Genomic DNA, 24,890 nt, shown 5'->3' on the forward strand with positions numbered 1-24,890 from the left:
TAAAAACGTACTAGCTACGGCTTAAGAGTTTTCAAGTTGTGGTTTTCAAATTTCCCTCGCTAGCGCTCGTTTGCAACGAGTGCCGTATTGAGTAAGAAACAAACAAGAGTTAAAACAAAGCTATCTAAACATTTAGATAGCTTCTGTATTTTTAGATAATGAGCAGAAAGTACAAGTTTAAAAATCCAACAGCGGCCTATTTTGTTTCTTTTGCTACGGTATATTGGATAGATGTATTTACCAGACAAGAATATTTCAATATCCTACTGGAAAGTATAGACTATTGCAGAAAAGAAAAAGGCATGGAGTTATATGCATATTGTTTTATGCCTAACCATAAACATTTAGTTTTCAGGGATTCTAATGAAGACCCAATGAATCTATTAAGAGATTTTAAAAAACATACCTCTAAAAAAATCCTAAAAGCAATTCAGGAGAACCCTACCGAAAGTAGAATAGAATGGTTACTATGGATGTTTGAAAGAGCTGGAAAACAAAAAGGAAATATATCTAAATATCAATTTTGGCAGCACAACAACAAGCCCATTGAACTATGGAGTACTGCCGTTATAAAACAAAAAATAGAATATATTCATAGCAACCCGGTTGTTTCCGGATTTGTTTGCGACCCAATAGATTGGAAATACTCTAGTGCTAAAAATTTTGCGGATGATCATACGGTCCTAAAAATTGACGATATTGGTTTCTTAGAATAAAACTGGTACGGCACTCGTTACAAACGAGCGCTAGCGGGGATTTGATGGTCCTAAGAAGACGCAAGGTCTGAAGGAAAATATGATAGTTGATAGATATGGTGGATGGTTCGATGATAGTGGGGCTTTTAATGATCGAGGAAGATTTCTTGCGGATGCTAATACACCGTTTCCTGAAAGAGCTATGCCGCCTATTAAAAATAGTACTATTCTTTCTCAATATAGGGTGAAGAAACCGTTTAAAGTTGATTCTGGTAAAATCGCTCCGTGGTTTGGACAAAAAGGGGGGGCAAATCAATATTTCACGAAGAACAAAACTATTGGAGAACTTATTGACTCAGGTCATTTAGAACTAATTGATAGAAAAATTATAAAATGTAAATAAAATATAAGTGAAAAAAGAATATATAAATTTTGATATAACAAAAGGTTATCCAGCAGGTAAAGATATATACTATGAGTGTGGCAAATGCAATGACGAAATTTTCAGTATGCCAGAAAATTTTTCGGAATGTAAGTGTGGGAACCTTATTTTAGATATGCCAATGGCACGATTAACAGTTTTAGATGGTACCTCAATAAGGATATTAAAAAAAATTAAATAGTCATTTATTTGCAATAGTTTGCTGCCTCCCCTCGCTAGCGCTCGTTTGTAACGAGTGCCGTACAGCGTAAGAAACAAGAGTTAAAACAAAGCTATCTAAACATTTAGATAGCTTTTGTATTTTTAATCAATAAGCAGAAAATGGTAATGCGAGAAACCTAACCAATAAAAGCCTTGGTTTTACAATTGGTGTTCAGATTTTCAATAAGTATTAACTGTGACGGCACTCGTAAAATACGAGCGCTAGCGTGGGCTAAACGATTTGGTCCATTTGGGGAAAGGACTTGGTGGAGGATTGAAAAGAAAGCTCTTTTAAAGAACTCAAGTATAAAAAATATTTTTAGAAGAAAACCTCGCTAGCGCTCGTTTGCAACGAGTGTCGTTCAGCGTAAGAAACAACAAACTAAGAGCTATCTAAACATTTAGATAACTTTTGTATTTTTAATATATTGGAATTATAGTAACTCACGAAACATCATTAATTACCATACAGTTCTGAAAATTGACGATATTGGATTCTTAGAATAAAACTGGTTAAGGTAAAATACATTTTGTTGCAAATAATATGAGTTACGATTTAAAGAAAGTAAGTGACAACTTAATTCTGGGTAGCATAGAATTGCTACATAGCCATACTTTTTTTAATGGTAGAAAATTTCCACAGTCTTATATAAATTTTGTAGAAAATTATGGTTACGGTCTATCATGCGACCTGTTTATAATTTATATTCCAATGGAAAATTATCCCGATTCTTTTTTTATAAGAAGTCAGGAAATCATTGGCACTTATCAAGAAGTTCTTGACAACGAAGACGAACTCTGGTTCGACATGGAACCGGACTTATCATATAAAAAATTAAAAGATTTGATTCCATTTGCTATGAGTGAAAACGGACATTATCTTTTTTGGGACATAGAAAGTGAAAACTCTGAGGAATTTGATATTTATATAACAGATTTCAAAGGTTTGGGCTTTACTAAAACAGGGGGAAACTTATACGATTTCTTTGAAAAGCTAACTCCCGCTAGCGCTCGTTTGCAACGAGTGCCGTACGGAGTAAGAAACAACAAACTGAGAGCTATCTAAACATTTAGATAGCTTTTGTATTTTTAATACATTGGAATTCTAGTAACTACGAAACATTATAAATTACAATACAGTTCTGAAAATTGATGATATTGGTTTCTTAGAATAATAAGCAACTGGAACGGTACTCGTAAAATACGAGCCCTAGCGGGCGCAAAAAGGGCTGGAAGCCGTGCTCACCGCCACCGATTCTCTTTTGAATAACAATAAGCTGTTTACCGAAAATTTTAAGGAATCAGAAATTGGCACTTTGTTTTTTCCCGATCTCTATGGTTCTCTATCTTACCAAGGCGATACAATAGAATCAACCAAAATATTTACGGATTTTTTCGGTACTTCCCCCCTCCCCTTTAAGCTAACAACTACTCTAAAAGAAAGAAATCTATCAAAAGATAAAGTCCAAGTTTTTAGAAAGGGAATGTTGGACGAGGAAAATTTTGACCAGTACAATGTTCGAAAACACTTTAGGAAACTGGCAGACAATATACAACTGGCAGTACCGGTACAAGCGGCCTATATGGAAACGTATGACTTGGACAAAAACTACCACATAGCACATGCCGGGCAACTTATTACAGTCAATGTTCCCTCCCTGTTCAACTACGAACAAATAGTTCGTATAACACCTAAAGGAAAAAACCTATGAGCGGAAAGAAATACGTACCGGAAGGCGTTTATCTGGTCTGCGACATGGGTACCGTTCCTGCGGAACTGCGCAGCATATCCTATACGGAGACCACCCTTTTTGGTGAGCATATGTGCACCAAAATGGACAAGACCCTTATTGTGAACTTTGAACCTTTGGGTGCTTGTAGCGCCTCCAACGGGGCACCATGTACAGCGCCAGTACTCGATTGGACCAATGTTACCGATGGCATTACCTTGGGCGGAAACGAATTGTTATTGGAAAATAGTGAACTACCCTGTACCTTGGGCGGTACCGTAAAGATATTTTATTCCTTAGCAGCTGCCACGGCCGCCCTGCCACCACAAGAAGAAGAAAACGGCTTTTGGGACAATGCATGGGACTTTACCAAAGGACTGGGCACTGGCCTTTGGAAAGGTGCCAAAGGGACAGTAACCGGCGTTGCAGACCTTTTAGTTTGGGCCGGAAAGCATACCGTTGCCTACCAGCTTATGAATCCTGCTGGCTATGCCGAGCAACTGCAAAAAGATAAGGAGACTTTTACCGCCATGGGCAATATGGCAAAAAAAGCAGGTACGTTCGTTTACCGTAACTCAGCCGTAAATATGCTCACCGACCCAGCTGATTATATGGCCACCCAACAAGAAAACGCCGTAATGGCTGAACAATTAATGGACAAGGCCGCTAATATGAGCGCGGAGGAATGGGGAGACTTTACGGGACAAGTTTTGTTTGAAGTGGGTATGGAAGTAGCCACTGCAGGAGGAGCAGCGGCACTGACCGCAGCAAAGGTGGCGGATAAAACCATTGATGCCGCTAGGGTACTGGACAAATTGGACGACCTTGGAGATGCCGCAAAAGCTGCCGATAAATTGGAAGACATTTCGGATGGGACTAAATTGCTCCCGCCACCTAAGGAGTTGGGGGATGTGCAGTATTTACAGGAAACCGTAGAAGATATTCCAGTAACTAAAATTAAAACACCTAAACCAAAATACTCTCCGGACGTTAAAAAATGGAAGGCTAAGGGAGGAAAGGTTGAAAACTTAGATGACGGCACTTGGAGATACACTGACTGGGAAGGTAATGTAGTAGATTATAAAAATGGTTTTCCAGATTTCAGTCCATATTCAAGACAATCCGTTGATATTGGTAAACAAAAAGGAAACCACTCAACAGATTATACTAAAGCAAATCAAGCATCAAAAAAAATTCCTCCTAAAAAGGACAATACAACATGGCATCATCATGAAGATGGAAAAACTATGATGGAAGTAGATAAAAAGATACATGATAGATTTACTCACTCAGGAGGTGTTTCCAAAACTAAAAAAGTTGCATTAGGTAAAAAATAATTATATTTAATCAAGATTAATCTTAATGAAAATAAATAAATTTAAGAACGGGGATATTCAAAATATCATTAAAGTAGAAAGTACTTTTAATATTAAGCTGCCAAGTGACTATAAATTGTTTTTAAAAGACAATAATGGAGCTGCAATCCATGATGCTTATTTTTTCGTCAAAGATTTGAAACAAAAAATAATGATGGGGGTATTTTATGGAATTGATTTAGGAAAGGAAAATGAATCTATTGATATTCTTTATCAAAACAAAGAATTTGAAGATGATATTTTAACAAATTCTTTATTAATTGGTAGTGATCCTGGTGGAGCTTGGCTTTTACTTATTTTTGACGGAGAAAATGATGGTGTTTGGTATTATGACCATTCCAACTTTTTCGATGAATCAACAGATGATCTCAATACGTATTATGTGGCCGAGTCATTTTCTGATTTTATTAAAATGTTAGAGATTACACCTCCTCCACACGAAGGATAAATTTTATTCCCCCGCTATCGCTCGTTTGTAACGAGTGCCGTACGGAGTAAGAAACAACAAACTGAGAGCTATCTAAACATTTAGATAGCTTTTTTATTTTTAGACGAGAACTAAAGTTGGGATATCCTGAAAGAACGGTCCAGGCAAACCCTACGGCATCACTTTACTTCTTCTAATCATCGGCTAAGCAATCAAAATTGAGAACTATTGGGCTTCTCGGTTCAAAATCAATATCATCCCTATAATCTATTACCTCAAAATTATGCTCGGGCCAGACAATATTGGTCGGGTTACAGGAATCATAAACAAGGCAATCTATTATTTTATTATTCCCTGTGTTTTCGGCAGTACCGAAAGCTGCGAATATTAAGGAGTTAGAGGTAGGATTACCTCTTCCTTGTCCTAGCTCGCCACAAATGATTTCTTTAGCGCGAATTCTAGTGAACGTAACATTTTTAGAACCTTCTACGGAAGAAACAACGCCGTTACCCATTTCTAAAAAGTCCACATCCTCTACTACACCACCGTAACCGCCACGGGCACCTTCGGTATTTTGGTCCTCAAACAAAACACCCACGCCTGTTGGACTGTTATTACCTATTATAAGACCTTTCTTTATTTCTTGCCCTGCACTTTTATAGATGCTTATATTGTCTTCTGTCCAAGCTACATTGCGATCATTGATGACAGAAAAATTCTCAAGTAAGCCGCCTATGCATTTGTCATACTGTACAAATTGTCCTCTAGGATAAGGACCTCTCATATTATGCCCTTCTATGTACGTTAATTCAGATGCATCACATTGGTTTAATCGAATTCCGGTAGAACCATCTTCAACTTTTACATTAGTAATGACCAGATTAGGAGAATCAAAGCCTTCAATACAGTTTCTGGTAAAATCCTCTAAAGGACCTGCAGAAGGTGCATTGGTATACTTAACGTAGCAATTTTTTATGGTCAGGTTATCGGCGTTTGAAAATTTAATTCCCATGTATGCACCTGTATATTCAATAATACAATTAGAGATTACCACGCCCTTGTAGTTATTGACCTCTATACCATGCTGACTGGATGTTTTAATAAATAGATTTTCTATTTGTTGATGATCCTCGTTAACAACAATAGGTCCGGATTCTTGTAAATTAGATTTACAGAGATTACTAGTAATATTAGGCAAAACTTTATAGGTTACCGCTGTTCCATTTTCTGCTGTTACGGTATAAGTGACTTCATTGCTAAAATCCTGCACAGCTTTTGATGGCGGACTAATATTGGCTCCAGAACTAACTGTAATTGTTGGTGTCAGTTCTTCTATGGAAAGCATTAAAGAATTGAGCGTAACATGGATGGTATTATTATCTTCATTTAAGGTGCCGATTATGTCGGTAGAAAGCCCTTCGTTATCAACGGATTTAAAAGTGAATTCGGTAATTTTTGCCTCTGTATCAACAATCGGTTCTTCTGGCAAATCCTCTATTTCGCTTATTTGGCTTGGATTATCGCTTTCTGTTGAGCAAGAACTAAGAGCCGATAACATTGTTATCAATACAACTATTAATACTATTGCATTGGAGTACATCGGTTTATATTGAATTCTAGCCATAAATCTAATTTTTAGGTTTACTTATAAAAATAGGTACATACTTCAGTAAGCATTTAGATTAGATAACTAATAATAATTGTATTTGTTGTCTTTAAACCATACCTTGAAACCTTATTTATACAAATAACAGCCCTAATGAAAATTTCCCTACTAGTTCTCCTGTCCGCACTACTCTACTGGCCCTTAAGTGCACAGAACACCTCTGAAAATTGGATTGAAACCAAAGCCAAGATTACCGAAATACACAACAATATAAAGGCAAGGGGCACAAGGTCGTTTGCTACAGTTTCCTATAAGGACGAAGACGGCAACCAATATAAAAGCAGAGTTGAACTGTTGGCAATCCCTTTTATTGGCACTTTAAAATCCGTAAACGATTCGGTAACTATTTATTATGATTCCGTAAATCCAACGTTAGCAAAATCTCCCGAAACATCTTTTATACAGTCCTACGGGCTTTACCTTTTAATTGGTCTGGGTATCTTATTTTCGCTCTACAATTTCAGAAAAAAAATGGGGAGCAACGCTACTTAATACAATTGCTATTGTAGTGTATTGGGTATGGAGAAACATCATATCACAAGCTTAAAAGCCCAGTGAGTTGAAACGTGTATAGGAAAGTTGTTTTCCCATGGAAGAATTAGTAACCTACAATTAAAACAAAACCAATTGTAGGTTATAGATACATATTACTTGCCAGGCTTAATTTGTTCCGCATTTAAACTTAACATTACAGAGCGTTCCCTACCCTCCTCTTCTTTGAGCAGCACATAAATATTCTGGCCTTTGCCCAAAGCAAAATCTTTACAGATAAATACTAGATTATTGGCACTGTGGGCAGCAATGGATTCTTGTAAGTTATAAACGAACAATTCTTTCATTTCTATTTCGTGATTCCCTTTTAGTGATTTTATAAAAAACTTCAATGACTTCACTTTAAAATCGGTCCATGAATCGTTTTTAATTTCCATCACAAAATGCAAATCATTATGGTCCTTGATGATATTGTTTAGGTGCAGCCCTATTAAATTAATAGTGTTGGAGCTTTTCTTAAAGCGGGATTTTTTTAAATAACTATTTTCACAAAAAATCTGATAATAGCTTTCCCTATCCGAATTGTAGAGACTGCTTCCTGTATTTTCTGGCGTTTCGTCCTCTTCAGAGTCATAGATCTCTTCCTTAGCTGGAGTTTTTTTATTTACATTTCTTTTTTCTTTGGATGTGGTGCGTGTTAACGGTTCGTTAGAGCCAGCCTCCACAACCGGCTTTTTGTTGTTGGGCTCTTCGTTATGGTCAACTACATCTTCATTTGTATTACTACTTACTGCAACAGCACTAGAACCTTTTAACGTTCCAATAGCTTGATCCGTGGCCAACACATACGTAAAGTTGTTCACCTCATTATCATATTGCAGTAAAAACGAAAAAATACTCCCATCCTTGGTAATCACGGTAAGATTACTTGTTGCTCCTTTTCTGGCTACAAGAGTGGCCATTGTTGCGTTAGGCTCATAATCAAACTTATAATGGGGAGCTGGCTCAATTACCTTCTCAATTGCTGAAGGAAAAAATAAAGTAACCGTTATACTTTCATTTACGGTAACAGGTATAGGCAAGTTATTCGCTTTCATTGCAATTGTAGTAAACGCAATGAACAAAACAAAAAATGTATTTTTCAGCTTCATAAACAAGTAGGTTTTAAGGTAATTTGGGATATTTTACCTTGCCGTTTAGGCACATAGCGCGGTAAAATTATAACCTCTTGTTTAGTTCACACAATTTTTTCGTTGTCCTGATTCTTTAATTTGTTTTACCGACCAAATGCAACATTTTCATCGAAATATAATCGATAAACTACCCTAAAATAAAATTACATAACACAAAAATACTTGGGTGTTATATAAGTTGAACATCGTAATTTTCAACTACATTAATTTCTTAACAACGTCCACTTTCATTAGATTTGTGTGCTTAGAATTTAAATAAAATGAATACAAAAAAGACATTATTCGATAAAGTTTGGGATTCACATGTGGTACAACACATAGAAAATGGACCAGATGTGCTCTTCATAGACCGCCACATGGTACATGAAGTAACAAGTCCCGTTGCTTTTTTAGGTATAAAATCTAGGGGCATTCCAGTGATGTATCCTGAAAAGACGTTTGCTACGGCAGACCATAACACCCCTACCATTAACCAACATTTGCCTGTAGAGGATCCTCTATCTGCAAATCAGTTGCGTATGCTAGAAGAAAACTCCAATGAATTTGGTATTTCATATTGGGGACTTGGCCATGAAAAAAACGGTATCGTTCATGTTGTAGGACCTGAATATGGTATTACACAACCCGGTGCTACTATTGTTTGTGGTGATTCTCACACATCTACTCACGGTGCTTTTGGGGCTATTGCCTTTGGTATCGGTACTTCGGAAGTAGAAATGGTTTTGGCCTCGCAGTGTATCATGCAGACCAAACCAAAAAGCATGCGAATTAATGTTGAAGGCAGCTTAGGTAGAGGCGTTACACCTAAAGATGTTGCACTTTATATTATTTCACAATTAACAACTTCCGGTGCTACAGGTTACTTTGTAGAATATGCCGGACAAGTTTTCCGTGATATGACTATGGAAGGCCGTATGACGGTTTGTAACCTTAGTATTGAAATGGGTGCCCGTGGTGGAATGATTGCTCCGGACGAAAAAACTTTTGAATATGTAAAGGGTAGAGAATTTACACCAACCGGTGAAGCATGGGACAAAGCTATGGCTTATTGGAAATCATTACCGACCGAAGAAGGTGCTGAGTTCGATAAAGAAATTACATTTAATGCTGCCGATATAGAACCAATGATTACCTATGGTACCAACCCTGGTATGGGCATCGGAATTTCTAATGGTATTCCACAGGCGGATGCTGTAGAAGGCGGTGTTGCTACGTATAAAAAATCGTTGCAGTATATGAACTTCAATGAAGGCGATAGTATGATGGGCAAACCTATCGATTTTGTTTTCTTGGGAAGTTGTACCAACGGTAGAATTGAAGATTTTAGATTATTTACCTCATTGGTAAAAGGACGCTCAAAAGCGCCTAACGTTACGGCATGGTTGGTTCCTGGCTCTCATAAAGTTGAAAAAGCAATTAAAGACGAAGGTCTTTTGGCCATTTTGAACGAAGCTGGCTTTGAACTTCGCGAACCGGGTTGTTCCGCTTGTTTGGCAATGAATGATGATAAGGTTCCAGCTGGGAAATACGCGGTAAGTACTTCTAACAGAAACTTTGAAGGAAGACAAGGCCCAGGTTCCAGAACCCTATTGGCGAGTCCGTTAGTTGCAGCAGCGGCAGCTGTTACAGGAAAGGTTACCGATCCAAGGGAATTATTGGAAGTTGAAACCGCCTAAGTTTATTTATATCTAAAATCAGAATTACAATTTGAAATTATGGCATACGATAAATTCAATACTTTAAAATCATCGGCAGTACCACTTCCTATTGAGAATGTGGACACCGATCAAATTATACCGGCTAGATTCTTAAAGGCTACCGAGCGTAAAGGTTTTGGCGATAATCTTTTTAGAGATTGGCGTTATAACGGCGATGGTTCAGAAAAGAAGGATTTTGTTCTTAACAATCCTACTTACAGTGGTAAAATCCTAGTTGGAGGAAAAAACTTTGGTTCAGGTTCCTCTCGTGAACATGCAGCTTGGGCTGTTTATGATTATGGGTTCCGTTGTGTGGTTTCTAGTTTCTTTGCGGATATTTTCAGAAACAACTGTCTGAATATTGGCGTGCTTCCCGTTCAGGTGAGCGCAGACTTTCTTGATAAAATATTCAAGGCGATAGAAGCTAATCCAGAAGCAACTTTTGAAGTTAGCTTACCGGAACAAACCATTACCATAGAAGGCAGCGGAGAGTCTGAAAGCTTTGACATAAACGCATACAAAAAGGCAAATATGTTGAACGGTTTTGATGACATTGACTACCTTTTGAACATTCAGGAAGAAATCAAGGAATTTGCAGAGGATAGACCTTTATAACTTTCTATTGCAGACCTGATAAACGATTACCGCAATCTGCCGGACCATTGGAGTTTCGGCAGGTTGTTTTTTCCTTTACACCAATTACTACAACATCACCTTAATACGAATACAGTTCTAAAGAAACCCTAGAGCAAATGAAAAGAAAACTGGAAATTATGGATACTACGCTGCGCGACGGCGAACAAACCTCTGGCGTATCCTTTTCCGTTTCCGAAAAACTCACCTTGGCCAAATTACTTTTAGGCGAATTAAAAGTAGACCGTATTGAAGTAGCTTCGGCACGTGTTTCCGATGGCGAATTGGAATCCGTTAAACAAATAGCGGAATGGGCTTCGGCAGAAAACTGTATCGACAAAGTTGAGGTTCTTACGTTTGTAGACGGTGGCGTTTCAATAGAATGGATGAAAAAGGCAGGCGCCAAAGTGCAAAACCTGCTTACCAAGGGTTCATTGAACCACCTTACCCATCAGCTCAAAAAAACTCCGGAAGAACATTTTTCCGATATTGAAAAGGCAATTGCCTTGGCTTCCGAAAATAACATTGACACCAATGTGTATCTTGAAGACTGGAGTAATGGTATGCGCACTTCCAAAGAATACGTTTTTCAATACTTGGATTTTCTTACGCAACAGCCTGTTAAACGCGTTTTACTTCCGGATACATTGGGTGTATTGACACACACCGAAACATTCGATTTTATTTCAGAAATTGTAGCACGTTACCCAAATACTCATTTTGATTTTCATGGTCACAATGATTATGACCTTGGTGTGGCAAATGTAATGGAAGCGGTTAAAGCCGGTTGCCACGGACTGCACCTTACGGTAAACGGAATGGGCGAACGAGCAGGAAATGCTCCTATGGCGAGTGCCGTAGCGGTAATAAATGATTTTTTGACGGATGTCAAAATCAATGTAAATGAATCATCTTTATATAAAGTCAGTAAACTTGTTTCTGCATTTACCGGTGTAGGCATTCCATATAACAAACCAATCGTTGGTGATAATGTATTTACCCAAACCGCTGGTATACATGCGGATGGAGACAGTAAAAATAACCTTTATTTTAACGACCTATTACCCGAAAGGTTTGGAAGAAAGCGCAAATACGCTCTTGGAAAAACATCTGGAAAAGCCAATATTCAAAAGAATCTTCAGGAGCTGGGGCTTACCTTAAATGACGAGGAGCTAAAAAAGGTTACGCAACGGATTATTGAGCTGGGTGATAAAAAAGAAAAAGTTACCAAAGACGATTTACCATATATCATTTCCGATATTTTAGATAGCGGAAATCATCAACAAAAGGTTTTTATAAAATCGTATGTTCTTACCCACGCAATGGGCTTAAGACCGTCTACAACCGTTTCTTTAGAAATTAACGGAGAACTTTTGGAGGCACATGCACAAGGAGACGGGCAATATGATGCCTTTATGAACGCCCTTCGAAAACTATACGTTTCCAAAAAAATAGAATTGCCCAATTTAGTCGATTATGCTGTAAGGATTCCTCCAGGAAGTAATTCCGATGCTTTGTGTGAGACCATAATCACTTGGCAGAATGGAAGTAAAGAATTGATTACAAGAGGTTTGGATTCCGATCAAACGGTATCCGCAATCAAAGCAACAGAAAAGATGCTTAATATTATTTAGTCATGCTAATCGCCATACGCTAATAGCATGATTAAAATTGAGAGTTGAATAAAAAATGAGGGATTATAGAAAATATAAGGTTTGGGAGTTAGGCCACGAAATAACCTTAATGGTCTATCAATTAACCAAAGATTTCCCTAAACATGAAATATATGGAATAGTAAGTCAAATGCGAAGAGCTGCGTATTCAATTCCGTCAAATATTGCAGAGGGATGTGGAAGGGAATCAGACGCTGAGTTCAAAAGATTTCTTATAATTTCACAAGGCTCGGCCAATGAATTGGAATACTTTACAGTTCTAGCGCAGGATTTAGGATATATTGAAAACCAAATTTTTTCAGACCTTAATAACAAGGTTGATAGAATCAGGAGAAGTTTAAATAATTTGATTAATAAAATTTAATTAACCTTACACACCAACAAATAGATAATATTAAATAAAGCTATTGGCGTGTAGCGTAAAGCTAAAAAAGAATGAAATTAAACATTGCACTATTGGCCGGAGATGGTATCGGCCCCGAAGTTATTGACCAAGCCGTAAAAGTTTGCGATGCTATCGCAACAAAATATAAGCACGAAATAAGTTGGAAACCTGCACTAACAGGTGCTGCAGCTATTGATGCTGTTGGAGAGCCTTATCCAGATGAAACCCACGAAGTTTGTGCCAGTGCAGATGCCGTTCTTTTTGGAGCAATAGGTCACCCAAGATTTGATAATGACCCTTCCGCTAAGGTGCGTCCTGAGCAAGGTCTATTGAAAATGAGACAAAAATTGGGTCTTTTTGCCAATGTGCGTCCAACCTTTACCTTCCCTTCTTTAATTGATAAGTCGCCTTTAAAACGCGAACGTATAGAAGGTACCGATTTGATTATTCTGCGTGAATTAACAGGTGGCGTATATTTTGGGGAAAGAGGAAGAAAAGATGATGGGAATACAGCTTTTGACACCATGACCTATACTCGTGCCGAAATTCAGCGTTTGGCAAAAAAAGGTTTTGAAATGGCCATGAATCGGTCTAAACGTCTTTGTTGCGTTGATAAAGCCAACGTTTTGGAATCTTCACGTTTATGGAGAGAAACCGTACAGGCCATGGAAAAAGATTATCCTGAGGTTGAAGTTTCTTATGAATTTGTGGATGCCGTTGCCATGCGTTTGGTACAATGGCCAAAAGGATACGATGTAATCATCACTGAAAACCTATTTGGAGATATCCTAACGGATGAAGCTTCTGTAATTTCAGGTTCTATGGGATTAATGCCTTCTGCTTCCGTAGGTGAAAAAACAAAATTGTACGAGCCTATACACGGTTCTTACCCACAAGCCGCAGGAAAGGATATCGCCAACCCATTGGCAACCGTACTTTCAGCAGCTATGCTATTTGAAGATTTCGGTCTACAGGAAGAAGCTGAGGATATCCGTCGTGTAGTAAACAAATCTTTAGCCGAAGGCATCGTAACCGAAGACCTATCCGAAGACGCCAAATCGTACAAAACAAGCGAAGTTGGTGATTGGTTGGCCAAGAACGTTTAAGTAGATTATAATCAAAATAATACTAAAAACCTCCCAAGATTAACTTGGGAGGTTTTTTATTATCATCAATAATGTAATTTATATTTTTGACTCCACTATATACTTCGCCTAACTATTATAAGCCAATTTTCTATATTTATTTGCTTTTTGCCTTCTATACACCAAAATTGAAACAGCCATAACCACGCCAATTCCGGCAAGGACTGCTCCTACAATTCCAGAATATACTACTCCAAAACCATAGGCTATTGGCAAACCGGCCAAGTAAGCACCCGAGGCATTTCCCATATTAAAAGCGCTTTGATTCATTGAAGAACCCAACATTTCATTTCCTTTTGAGGTATTGATAATTGCCATCTGTATGGGTGTTGAAACCGTAAAAGAAGCCAATCCCATTAAAAAGGTCATAATCAATAATAACTGCGGGCTTGATGCAACTACCGCGTTTATCAACAATAAAATAACCATAATACTTAAACTTATAGCTACTGCCTTTAACGGTGCGAACCACTCAGCCATTTTTGCCCCCAAGAAATTACCGACTACCATACCAAGACCGGCTAAAATCATAGCATAACTAACCATATGTTCTCCCATTCCGGCAATATCGGTCACTAATGGAGCTATATAGCTATACCAAGCAAAAAATCCGCCGGTCCCAATCGTTGTCAAAGCAATAAGTGCCCATAACTCACCATTTTTTAACCCCTTGTTCTCGTTAGATCGTTCTTTAGGAAGGTCTGGCGCTATTTTTGGCATCCAAAAAAGCACACTTAAAATTGCCATAAACCCAACGATTCCAGCCATAAAGAAAGACAAACTCCAATCATAGTGATGTCCTATATACGTTCCCGTTGGTACACCAATAACGTTGGCAATTGTTAACCCGGAGAACATTACGGCAATTGCTTGAGCTGATTTTCCTGCCTTAACCAACTTACCGGCAACTACAGCACCTATTCCAAAAAAGGCTCCGTGCGGTAATCCCGACAAGAATCGAGTAATCAATAATGTGATATAACTATCCGAAAAACCGGATAGTGTATTAAATAAGGTGAACCACCCCATTAATAATAATAAAACCGTTCGTGAATTTAACTTGGCTCCTATTTTGGTTAATAACGGAGCTCCAACTACTACTCCTAGTGCATAAGCCGCAATAGAATGACCAGCTTGAGGAATGGTAATACCTAAACCTTTAGCTACATCAGGAAGAATTCCCATGATAACAAATTCCGTTAATCCAATACCAAAGCCACCAATCGCTAGGGCTATTAGCGCTTTTCTGTTTGCTGTGTTTGATTTCATAGCACACATCTTTTTAGTTAGACATAATTGTTTTGTAAGATTTGGAGCTTACATTAAAAATTAATAAAAATTTTAAGCAAAGTTATGGCGAGAAAATCAATTAAAAACATGCGCGATTATCAGATTTATGTTCATAATTACCCATAAAAAAAGAATACCCCTGTAAATAGGGGTAAAATTTTATACTTCAAACCTATGTTAGCGTTTCAGGGGAAACCTTGAAAGATATACAAAGCTACGATTGAAACCTTTGTGCTTTTGTAGTTTAAAGGGATAGATTACAATATATAATCCGTACTAACAAAGTTGGATAGCTTTGCTTCCAATAACTGCTGAATAGTCTCATTGTTTAGGTCGTTATCCTTGAAGGCCACAAACGTTCTAATTGAAAATGAACGCAAAGCATCATGAACGCTTAAAGTAGCTTGAGCCGAGTCTTTTCTTCCGGTAAACGGATACATATCCGGCCCACGCTGGCAAGAGCTATTCAAATTTACACGACATACCAAGTTCACCAAAGTGTCTATAAGTGGCGAAAGCGCGTATACATCTTTCCCGAATAAACTCACCTGTTGACCGTAGTTGCTTTCGGCCATATCGTTTAACGGTTCTTCAATATCCGAGAAGGAAAGTACGGGTACAATAGGACCAAACTGCTCTTCTTGATACACCCTCATATCTTTTGTAACTGGATATAAAACTGCTGGCCATATATAATTATCAAACCGCTGGCCTCCTTTTTTGTTCTTTATTTTTGCTCCTTTGGTAACAGCGTCGTCTATCAACTCTTGAATATAGTCCGGTTTTCCAGGCTCTGGCAAAGGGGTCAGCTTCACCCCATTGTCCCATGGGTTTCCAAATTTTAAAGCATCTACCCGTTTGCCATAACGTTTTAAAAACTCCTCCCTTATATCTTCGTGTACATATATTACTTTAAGTGCCGTACAACGCTGCCCGTTAAAGGATAAGGTACCTGCAATACATTCATCAATAGTTAAATCTAAATCGGCATCGGGCAGAATAATTGCCGGATTCTTAGCCTCCAACCCTAAAACCAACCGAAGTCTGTTGCTCTTAGGATGTTGTTCCTGCAATGCATTGGCAGATTTACTATTCCCTATAAGCGCAAGGACATCTACTTTTCCCGTTTGCATGATAGGTGCCGCCACTGCTCTACCTCTACCAAAAATAATATTCACCACCCCTTTTGGAAAGGAAGATTGAAAAGCTTCCAACAATGGTGTAATCAACAAGACCCCATGTTTTGCGGGTTTAAAAATAGTGGTATTCCCCATGATTATAGCGGGAATAAGTAAAGCAAAGGTTTCGTTTAAAGGATAGTTGTAAGGTCCTAAACACAATACAACACCCAACGGACCTCTTTTTATATGAGCATAAACTCCATCTTGCTTTTGAAACTTAGCGGAGTTACGGTCTAACTGCTTGTATTCTTCTATAGTATCGTTTATATAGTCTACGGTACGATCAAACTCTTTTTGACTATCAGGTAACGATTTCCCAATTTCCCACATCAGAAGTTTTACAATGATTTCTCTCTTAGTCTTCATTTGGCGCACGAAATTTTCCATGCACTCAATACGGTCTTTTACATGCATTGTTGGCCACACCCCTTGCCCTCTACTAAAAGCTTTCATGGCCCCGTCCAAAGCCTCGATTGCTTCCGGTTCCCCCATATCTGGAATAGTACCCAATAATGTAGGCTTGTATTCTTCTGTAGATGATATAGTGGAGTATACTTCGGTAGTATTACCGGACCACGTTTTTAGTTCGCCATTTACCAAATACTTTCTTTGGTCTATTGTATTTTCTATTTGGTATTCTTCGGGTATTGCTTTCATTTTAGGAATGGTTTATTATAGTCATGTAAACTACCTCTAAGAAAGTAGTTATAACGAAAATACATAATTAACAAATTAGATAAGGTTATGAAAATTTTAAATAAGCCTAGCTTTTCAGATTTTCATAAAAGAGTCGCAAATTGTGAAACCCTAGACCAAATATTGAAAAAGGTCTGGTTTATCATTTAGATAATCGCCATAAAAATTATTGGCTTTCATACGCTGCACCAATGGTTTTAAGTCTTCAGGACTTTTCAATTCAATACCTACAATAGCCGGGGCATTTTCTCTACTGGATTTTTTAGAGTATTCAAAGTGGGTAATATCATCGTCCGGACCTAAAATCTCAGCCACAAATTCCTTTAAAGCACCAGGTCTTTGCGGAAACCTAACTATAAAATAATGCTTAAGCTGGCCATAAAGTAGTGCACGCTCTTTGATTTCTGCAGTTCTGGTGATATCATTGTTGCTTCCACTAAGAATACAAACTACATTTTTCCCTTTTATTTCTTCAGCAAAGCCATCTAAGGCAGCAATGGTCAAAGCTCCTGCAGGCTCAACCACAATAGCATCCCTATTGTAAAGGTCTAGAATGGTTTGGCATACTTTACCCTCTGCAACGGTAACCATGTTATGGAGTCCGTTCTTACAGATTTCAAAAGTAAGGTCGCCCACTTTCTGCACTGCAGCACCATCAATGAACTTGTCAATTTTAGAAAGTTCTGTGTTCTTATTGTTTTCTATGGAAGTTTTCATAGAGGGCGCCCCTTCTGGTTCTACCCCTATAATTTTGGTATTGGGAGATAGTTCTTTAAAAACACCTATTAATCCTGAGGCCAGTCCACCACCCCCTATTGCAGCAAAAATATAGTCTATCGGCTCTTTGGATTGTTCCAATAATTCCAAACCTACAGTACCTTGCCCCTCTATTACCTTAGGGTCATCAAAAGGATGAATGAACGTTTTTGAATTGTTTTCGCAGAACGTTTTAGCGCTCTTGGAAGCATCATCAAAAGTATCTCCTTCCAACACGACCGTCACCCACTCACCACCAAACATTTTGGTTTGTTCAATCTTTTGTTTAGGAGTTACGGATGGCATATATACCGTACCCTGAATCTTTAAGTGATTGCATGCAAAAGCTACTCCCTGCGCATGGTTTCCAGCACTGGCACAAACAATTCCGTTTTGTCTTTCCTTTTCCGAAAGCGAACTTATCTTATTGAACGCTCCACGAATTTTATACGAACGTACCCTGTGCAAATCTTCTCTTTTCAGTAGAACATTGGCATCATACATTTTGGATAGGCGTATGCTGGACATTAAAGGCGTAACCGTGGCCACTTGGGCAATAGTTTCTGCGGCCCTTCTTACATCAGATATATTTGGAAAATAGGTCATATTAAAAAACCCTGTCTAGAATTTTAATTCCCCATGATAAGGAAGATAAAATAACCGGACAGGGTTGTTCTATTAATTATACAATAGGCTTCATAGCCGTCATAGAGGCACGAAGTCTTGCTCCTACAATTTCTACTGGGTGATCACGAAGTACCTTGTTAACTGTAATTAATTTTGCGTTATCTACACTGTTACCTTTGTCACCGGCATATGCCTTACCAATTACGTCCGTATCTATTTTCTTCATAAAATCGGTCAATAATGGTTTACACGCATGATCGAACAAATAACAACCGTACTCGGCCGTATCTGAAATTACTCGGTTCATTTCAAACAATTTCTTTCTTGCGATTGTATTCGCAATCAACGGAGTTTCATGCAATGACTCATAATAAGCAGACTCACCAATGATTCCAGATTCCGTCATACTTTCAAAAGCCAACTCAACACCAGCTCTAACCATAGCCACCATTAACACACCGTTATCATAAAACTCTTGTTCAGAGATGTTATCATCACCTGCCGGAGTTTTTTCAAAAGCGGTTTCACCCGTTGCTGCACGCCAAGTCAATAAGTTTTTATCGTCATTGGCCCAGTCTTCCATCATTGTTTTAGAGAAATGACCGGTCATAATATCGTCCATATGTTTTTGAAATAGTGGACGCATGATATCCTTTAATTCTTCCGAAAGTTCAAAAGCCTTGATTTTTGCAGGATTGGACAAACGGTCCATCATGTTGGTAATACCACCGTATTTCATTCCTTCGGTAATGGTTTCCCATCCGTATTGAATCAATTTAGAAGCGTAACCGGCATCTATACCTTTCTCGATCATTTTATCAAAACAAAGGATACTTCCTGTTTGTAACAACCCACAAAGGATAGTCTGCTCACCCATTAAATCCGACTTTACTTCCGCTACAAAAGAAGACTCAAGAACACCAGCTCTATGCCCACCTGTACCTGCGGCATATGCTTTAGCTTGCTCCAAGCCTTTACCCTCTGGGTCATTCTCTGGATGAACGGCAATTAAAGTAGGTACGCCAAAACCTCTTTTATATTCTTCACGCACCTCAGAACCTGGACTCTTTGGCGCTACCATTATTACAGTAAGATCCTCACGAACCTGAGTACCTTCTTCTACAATGTTAAAACCGTGAGAATAGGATAACGTAGCTCCCTTTTTCATTAATGGCATTACTGCACCAACCACAGCAGTATGCTGCTTGTCCGGAGTTAGGTTGATAACCACATCGGCACTAGGAATCAATTCTTGGTACGTACCAACGGTAAATCCGTTTTCGCTAGCGTTTAAAAAGGATTGTCTTTTTTCTTTAATTGCAGCATCACGCAAGGCATAAGCGATATCCAAACCTGAATCGCGCATATTTAGACCTTGGTTCAAGCCTTGGGCTCCACAACCAACAATAACTATTTTTTTTCCTTTTAAAGCTGATACACCATCTGCGAATTCTGAAGCATCCATGAACCTACACTTGCCCAATTGCGTCAGTTGATCTCTTAATGATAATGTATTAAAGTAATTTGCCATTTTTCAATCGTGTTTTTCAAATTCCGCCCAAAGTTATACCAGTATAGCTTTTGACCAGAATCCTTTATTAAATTAATTATTGATTTTTATTTAGTTATTAGTCTTGATAAAATTCTTTTAGCAAAGCGGTAATCTGCATTTCTTCTTTAGAAACCGAAATACGCCCAGAACGCACAAACTGCATAATACCAAAGGGCTTCAATTGATCGTACATTTCATTGATTTCGTTTCTCCTGCCCGATTTTGCAATTACAAAAAAGTCTCTGGCAACCGTAACGATCTGCGAATTGTTATCTTTTATAATATTCTGAATCTGTCTTTCATCAAAAAGTAGATTAGAAGCAATCTTGAATAGAACCGATTCTTGATAAATGGTTTCCTCATCTGTATGATAAAAGGCTTTTATCACCTCTATCTGTTTCTCTATTTGCCCTACGATGTTACGCGTCCACTTCTCCGTAGTATGCACAACTATCGTGAACTTAGAAACACCTTCTATTTCTGATTTTGAAACATTTAAGCTCTCTATATTAATGTGTCTCTTTAAGAATATACCAGAGATTCTATTCAGTAAACCCACATTGTTTTCCGAATATACCGATATGGTAAACCATTGTTTTTCCATTGTTCAATTTAATAGGGTTTTATCGAGCGCAGCCGATAACTAACATTGTATTTTTTTAACCTCTCAACTGCACTTGAGAGCGGATTTTCTTTTAGAACAACCCATTATTTTCACTCACAAACACTTTTACTAACTGGTTCTTACCGCAAGAACCAACCCTGTAGACCAGTTTAATTTGGTAAGTGTAAAGTCTTTTCTATTTTCCAAATAAGCCAATAAACGCGCCACATTATCCTCATGCCCTTCCGGCCAATTGGGTTGAGCGGTCATATCATCAATCACATAAAAACCACCCACTTTTACCAAATCTAAAACTTCATCAATTTCGCTGTATTTTCCCGGCCACGCATCGGCAAAAACTAAATCGAAATTTTCACCCGTATAGTTTTTTATCCATTCCGAACCGTCTTCACAACACAATTGAACTCTTTTATCAGACTCAAAATAGTCTTTGACAATAAAGATCAACTTTGGGTCATTATCTACCGAAATTAATTTAGACTCAGCATCCATACCATCTACCATCCAAGATAGACTCAACCCTATTCCCGTACCCAATTCCAAAAAGCTTCCTTTTCGCTTAGAGGATACCAGCGTTTTTAACAATGTACCTATGTACACATCCGAAGGCATGGTAAAACCAATTTCTTCCGACTTTTGTTCGATTTTCTGATGGATTGCAGGTTTATCCTGTATGTTGGAATCTATCACTTCTTTCGCTTATAAATGTTACGTGTTCGCCTATTATCAATCGGTTATTTTAAACGAACCTCAGAAACTGATGCCCCAGAAGGAATCATAGGGAATACATTGTCTTCTTTCTCTACTTTTACTTCTAAGAAATACGGCCCTTTAGAAGCAATCATTTCCTTAACGGCAGTTTTAAGTTCCTCTCGGGTGCTTACTCTTTTGGCCTCTATATTATAGCCTTCGGCAATCTTAACAAAATCTGGATTGGTCATAATAGTTGAAGCATATCTCCTATCAAAGAAAAGCTCTTGCCACTGGCGTACCATACCCAAGTGATCATTGTTCAATACCACTATTTTTACAGGTACATTATGCTGAAAGATTACACCAAGCTCCTGAATGGTCATTTGATAGCCACCATCACCAATGATAGCGACCACCTCACGCTCCATAGCTCCCATTTTGGCACCAATTGCCGCTGGAAGGGCAAAGCCCATGGTTCCTAACCCACCTGAAGTAATGTTACTTTTAGTCTGTTTGAACTTCGCATAGCGACAACCGATCATTTGATGTTGTCCTACATCTGTTACGATTACAGCTTTCTGCTCAGACTCTACATTTATTTGCTCAATAACCTCACCCATAGTCAACCCTTCTTTAGTAGGGTGAATATCGTTTTTGATTACCTGATCAAATTCAATTTTGTACAACTTCTCAAACTCATTGCGCCAAGCTTCATGCTTATTCTCCTTGATCAATGGCAACAATAGACCCAAAGTTTCTTTTGAATTTCCCAAAACCGCCACATCTGCATGAACGTTCTTGTTTATCTCAGCTTTATCAATTTCAAAGTGAATCACTTTGGCCTGTTTGGCGTAAGTATCAAGATTACCAGTTACACGATCATCAAAACGCATACCTATGGCAATGAGAACATCACATTCGTTCGTTAACATATTGGGTGCATAGTTACCATGCATACCCACCATACCCACATTTAGAGGGTGCTCATTATCCATGGCCGAAGCCCCCATTATGGTCCATGCTGCCGGCACGCCGGACTTTTCAACCAAAGCTTTCAACTCTTCTTCCGCTTTACCCAAAATAACACCTTGACCCCAAACAATAAGCGGTTTTTTAGCGTTATTTATAAGTTGGGCCGCAGCTTCTATAGATTCAACTTTTGGTTTAGGCTCGGGATTGTAACTACGTACAGCAGTACACTTTTCATAACTGAACTCGAACTCATCAATCTGTGCATTTTTGGTAATATCAACCAACACCGGACCCGGTCTACCCGACCTGGCAATGTAAAATGCCTTAGCCATTATTTCAGGAATTTCAGAAGCTTCGGTTATCTGGTAATTCCATTTAGTAACCGGTGTAGAAATCCCGATAATATCAGTTTCCTGAAAAGCATCCGACCCCAACAAATGACGGGTAACCTGCCCTGTAATACACACCATTGGCGTAGAATCTATCTGAGCATCGGCCAATCCCGTAACAAGGTTTGTAGCCCCAGGTCCGGACGTAGCCATAGCCACACCCACTCTACCGGAAACCCTAGCATACCCCTGTGCCGCATGCGTAGCACCTTGTTCATGACGGGTTAATATATGGGTAAGTTTATCCTGAAACTTGTATAATTCATCATAAACGGGCATAATGGCTCCACCTGGATAACCATATAGCAAATCCACTCCTTCAGCCAACAAACAATGTATAATGGCTTCTGCACCACTAATCTTAAGCTTTGTTTTCTTTGGGTTCACTTCGGTTTTTATTTTAACTGTTTCCATAGGTCTTCATTCCTTATAATAGCTAATTTGCAGAGACCTCTCTGCTCTTGGTTTCTCATCACATTTTCAAGAAACCCTTTCATGTTCATTAAAACTCATCAGTTACGCAACCTTGCGCAGCAGATGACACAGATCGTGCATATTTATACAATACTCCTTTTTTAAACTTCAACTCAGGTTCTACCCAAGATTCTTTACGCTTTGCCAATTCCTCATCCGAAACCTCAACATTAATTGAATTGGTCTCCGCGTCAATCGTAATAATATCACCATCTTCTATTAAGGCAATGTTACCTCCTTCTTGTGCTTCAGGCGAAATATGCCCAACCACAAAACCGTGTGTACCACCGGAGAAACGACCATCTGTAATAAGAGCTACATCTTTACCAAGACCAGCCCCCATAATAGCAGCCGTAGGCTTAAGCATTTCAGGCATACCAGGACCACCCTTTGGACCTTCATAACGAATAACCACAACATCTCCTTTTTTGACATAACCGGTACGAATACCGTCATTAGCGGCATATTCCCCATTAAAAACTTTAGCCGTGCCTTTAAAGAGTAAACCTTCCTTACCAGTTATTTTTGCTACAGAACCATTTTTAGCAAGGTTTCCGTACAACATACGCAAATGCCCCGTAGCCTTAATAGGGTTATCCAAAGGCATAATTACATCTTGCCCTTCTTCCAAATCCGGAACTTCCTCTAGGTTCTCCGCCAAAGTTTTTCCCGTTACGGTCATACAGTCTCCGTGAAGCAATCCATTTTTCAAAAGATATTTTAAAACAGCAGGTATACCACCTACTCTATGAACGTCTTCCATTAAGTATTTACCACTTGGTTTTAAATCTGCTATAAACGGAGTAGTGTCACTAATATGTTGGAAATCCTGAAGCGTAAAATCTATATCCGCAGCTCTTGCTATTGCCAAGAAGTGCAATACAGCGTTGGTAGACCCCCCCATTATAGTAACTAAACGGATAGCATTTTCTAGGGATTTACGTGTAACGATATCCAAAGGTTTAATATCCTTTTCTATAAGAATGCGCATTTGCTTACCAGCAGCAATACACTCCTCTTCTTTATTACTACTAATAGCAGGGTTTGAAGAATTATAAGGCAAGGACATACCCAAAGCCTCTATTGCAGAAGCCATAGTATTAGCGGTATACATACCCCCACAGGCACCCGCACCAGGAATAGATTTTTTAATGATACTTCTATATTCGGGCTCTTCCATAGTACCCGCAACTTTCTCGCCCCATGCCTCAAAAGCGGAAACGATATCTAATTTCTTACTGTTATGACATCCTGAAGCTATGGTACCACCGTACACCAAAATTGAAGGGCGATTTAAACGCAACATAGCCATTAACGCACCAGGCATGTTTTTATCGCAACCTACTACGGTAACAAGACCATCATAGGACATACCCTGAACAACGGTCTCCATAGAATCTGCAATAATATCTCTTGATGGAAGTGAAAAACGCATACCCGGAGTTCCCATTGAAATACCATCACTAACTCCAATAGTATTAAAAATAAGGCCAACCGTTTCTTTTGAATTGACACCCTCTTTTACCAACTTGGCCAAATCGTTCAAGTGCATATTACAAGGGTTGCCCTCGTAACCGGTACTTGCGATACCAATTAATGGTTTGCTAAAATCTTCATCTTTAAAACCTATTGCATAAAGCATTGCTTGTGCAGCTGGTTGTGTTGAATCTTGTGTTACGTTTTTACTGTATTTATTCAGTTCCATTAAGCGCTATATAATTGGTTGTTCAGTTTACAATATGTACTCTTTACATTCAAAGGTATTGTTTTCTTTATTTTGGTATTTGCCGTGTGTCTTTCGTATCTAAATCCAATAGTTAAAAAAAATATATAAAATATTGATTAACAGATTTTTAACCAATATATTTTATCATATTCAA

Annotated in this window: 23 protein-coding genes; 13 read left to right on the forward strand and 10 right to left on the reverse strand. The window is 38.5% G+C overall.

Annotated features, from left to right (window positions below; all coding sequences use genetic code 11):
* Nucleotides 1-158 precede the first annotated feature (158 nt).
* From Q4597_RS07680 to Q4597_RS07710, 7 genes are all read left to right on the forward strand, one after another.
* Nucleotides 159-716 (forward strand): REP-associated tyrosine transposase, encoded by a 558-nt coding sequence (locus tag Q4597_RS07680; protein WP_303405638.1) that lies wholly within the window; start codon nt 159-161, stop codon nt 714-716.
* A 79-nt stretch (nt 717-795) separates the two neighbouring features.
* Nucleotides 796-1,098, forward strand: coding sequence for a TNT domain-containing protein (locus tag Q4597_RS07685; RefSeq protein WP_303405640.1), 303 nt, complete (start codon nt 796-798; stop codon nt 1,096-1,098).
* Between the two features lie 7 nt (nt 1,099-1,105).
* Nucleotides 1,106-1,318 (forward strand): hypothetical protein, encoded by a 213-nt coding sequence (locus tag Q4597_RS07690; RefSeq protein WP_303405641.1) that lies wholly within the window; start codon nt 1,106-1,108, stop codon nt 1,316-1,318.
* Between the two features lie 564 nt (nt 1,319-1,882).
* Nucleotides 1,883-2,404, forward strand: a complete 522-nt coding sequence (locus Q4597_RS07695; RefSeq protein WP_303405642.1) for an SMI1/KNR4 family protein — start codon at nt 1,883-1,885, stop codon at nt 2,402-2,404.
* Between the two features lie 172 nt (nt 2,405-2,576).
* Nucleotides 2,577-3,050 carry a hypothetical protein gene (locus tag Q4597_RS07700; RefSeq protein WP_303405643.1) on the forward strand — a complete coding sequence of 158 codons (474 nt, stop codon included), beginning with the start codon at nt 2,577-2,579 and terminating at the stop codon, nt 3,048-3,050.
* Nucleotides 3,047-4,405 (forward strand): PAAR-like protein, encoded by a 1,359-nt coding sequence (locus tag Q4597_RS07705; RefSeq protein WP_303405644.1) that lies wholly within the window; start codon nt 3,047-3,049, stop codon nt 4,403-4,405. Before Q4597_RS07700 ends, Q4597_RS07705 begins: the two co-directional genes overlap by 4 nt.
* A gap of 25 nt (nt 4,406-4,430) precedes the next feature.
* The gene (locus Q4597_RS07710; protein ID WP_303405645.1) at nt 4,431-4,892 is read left to right on the forward strand and encodes an SMI1/KNR4 family protein; all 462 of its coding nucleotides are present in this window, start codon (nt 4,431-4,433) and stop codon (nt 4,890-4,892) included.
* Nucleotides 4,893-5,064: 172 nt separating this feature from the next.
* Here the strand turns inward: Q4597_RS07710 and Q4597_RS07715 are convergent, their stop codons facing one another.
* The gene (locus Q4597_RS07715; RefSeq protein ID WP_303405646.1) at nt 5,065-6,495 is read right to left on the reverse strand and encodes a right-handed parallel beta-helix repeat-containing protein; all 1,431 of its coding nucleotides are present in this window, start codon (nt 6,493-6,495) and stop codon (nt 5,065-5,067) included.
* Nucleotides 6,496-6,618: 123 nt separating this feature from the next.
* Here Q4597_RS07715 and Q4597_RS07720 point away from each other — a divergent pair, with 123 nt between their 5' ends.
* Nucleotides 6,619-7,029 carry a DUF3592 domain-containing protein gene (locus Q4597_RS07720; RefSeq protein WP_368506675.1) on the forward strand — a complete coding sequence of 137 codons (411 nt, stop codon included), beginning with the start codon at nt 6,619-6,621 and terminating at the stop codon, nt 7,027-7,029.
* A 155-nt stretch (nt 7,030-7,184) separates the two neighbouring features.
* On the opposite strand, the gene Q4597_RS07725 is transcribed toward Q4597_RS07720, so the two are convergent.
* Entirely contained in the window at nt 7,185-8,180 is a 996-nt protein-coding gene (locus Q4597_RS07725; RefSeq protein ID WP_303405648.1) for a hypothetical protein, read from the reverse strand.
* A gap of 302 nt (nt 8,181-8,482) precedes the next feature.
* Between Q4597_RS07725 and leuC the strand changes: the two genes are divergently transcribed.
* The 5 genes from leuC (at nt 8,483) to leuB (ending at nt 13,716) form a co-directional block, all read left to right on the forward strand.
* A complete protein-coding gene (leuC, locus tag Q4597_RS07730; protein WP_289063020.1) occupies nt 8,483-9,898 on the forward strand; it encodes a 3-isopropylmalate dehydratase large subunit in 1,416 nt (471 codons plus the stop codon).
* 39 nt (nt 9,899-9,937) lie between these two features.
* The gene (leuD, locus tag Q4597_RS07735; protein WP_303405649.1) at nt 9,938-10,534 is read left to right on the forward strand and encodes a 3-isopropylmalate dehydratase small subunit; all 597 of its coding nucleotides are present in this window, start codon (nt 9,938-9,940) and stop codon (nt 10,532-10,534) included.
* 137 nt (nt 10,535-10,671) lie between these two features.
* Nucleotides 10,672-12,186 carry an alpha-isopropylmalate synthase regulatory domain-containing protein gene (locus Q4597_RS07740; RefSeq protein WP_303405651.1) on the forward strand — a complete coding sequence of 505 codons (1,515 nt, stop codon included), beginning with the start codon at nt 10,672-10,674 and terminating at the stop codon, nt 12,184-12,186.
* A gap of 55 nt (nt 12,187-12,241) precedes the next feature.
* Nucleotides 12,242-12,589 (forward strand): four helix bundle protein, encoded by a 348-nt coding sequence (locus Q4597_RS07745; protein ID WP_303405653.1) that lies wholly within the window; start codon nt 12,242-12,244, stop codon nt 12,587-12,589.
* 71 nt (nt 12,590-12,660) lie between these two features.
* Entirely contained in the window at nt 12,661-13,716 is a 1,056-nt protein-coding gene (gene leuB / locus Q4597_RS07750) for a 3-isopropylmalate dehydrogenase (protein WP_215914444.1), read from the forward strand.
* Between the two features lie 108 nt (nt 13,717-13,824).
* Here leuB and Q4597_RS07755 read toward each other — a convergent pair whose 3' ends face one another.
* From Q4597_RS07755 to ilvD, 8 genes are all read right to left on the reverse strand, one after another.
* Nucleotides 13,825-15,024: an MFS transporter gene (locus Q4597_RS07755; RefSeq protein ID WP_303405657.1), complete on the reverse strand. Its 1,200-nt coding sequence runs from the start codon at nt 15,022-15,024 to the stop codon at nt 13,825-13,827.
* Nucleotides 15,025-15,302: 278 nt separating this feature from the next.
* Nucleotides 15,303-16,883 carry an NADP-dependent glyceraldehyde-3-phosphate dehydrogenase gene (locus Q4597_RS07760; RefSeq protein ID WP_303405658.1) on the reverse strand — a complete coding sequence of 527 codons (1,581 nt, stop codon included), beginning with the start codon at nt 16,881-16,883 and terminating at the stop codon, nt 15,303-15,305.
* A gap of 150 nt (nt 16,884-17,033) precedes the next feature.
* Nucleotides 17,034-18,284 carry a threonine ammonia-lyase IlvA gene (gene ilvA / locus Q4597_RS07765; RefSeq protein ID WP_303405659.1) on the reverse strand — a complete coding sequence of 417 codons (1,251 nt, stop codon included), beginning with the start codon at nt 18,282-18,284 and terminating at the stop codon, nt 17,034-17,036.
* Between the two features lie 76 nt (nt 18,285-18,360).
* A complete protein-coding gene (gene ilvC, locus Q4597_RS07770; protein ID WP_303405660.1) occupies nt 18,361-19,836 on the reverse strand; it encodes a ketol-acid reductoisomerase in 1,476 nt (491 codons plus the stop codon).
* Between the two features lie 97 nt (nt 19,837-19,933).
* Nucleotides 19,934-20,461, reverse strand: a complete 528-nt coding sequence (gene ilvN / locus Q4597_RS07775; protein ID WP_215439386.1) for an acetolactate synthase small subunit — start codon at nt 20,459-20,461, stop codon at nt 19,934-19,936.
* A gap of 129 nt (nt 20,462-20,590) precedes the next feature.
* Nucleotides 20,591-21,172 (reverse strand): O-methyltransferase, encoded by a 582-nt coding sequence (locus tag Q4597_RS07780; RefSeq protein ID WP_303405661.1) that lies wholly within the window; start codon nt 21,170-21,172, stop codon nt 20,591-20,593.
* Between the two features lie 44 nt (nt 21,173-21,216).
* Nucleotides 21,217-22,950: a biosynthetic-type acetolactate synthase large subunit gene (gene ilvB, locus Q4597_RS07785; protein ID WP_303405662.1), complete on the reverse strand. Its 1,734-nt coding sequence runs from the start codon at nt 22,948-22,950 to the stop codon at nt 21,217-21,219.
* 88 nt (nt 22,951-23,038) lie between these two features.
* Entirely contained in the window at nt 23,039-24,715 is a 1,677-nt protein-coding gene (gene ilvD, locus Q4597_RS07790) for a dihydroxy-acid dehydratase (protein ID WP_215439383.1), read from the reverse strand.
* Nucleotides 24,716-24,890 lie beyond the last annotated feature (175 nt).

Origin of the sequence: Zobellia sp. 1_MG-2023 (genome assembly GCF_030549125.1) — a bacterium.
Lineage (GTDB): Bacteria > Bacteroidota > Bacteroidia > Flavobacteriales > Flavobacteriaceae > Zobellia > Zobellia russellii.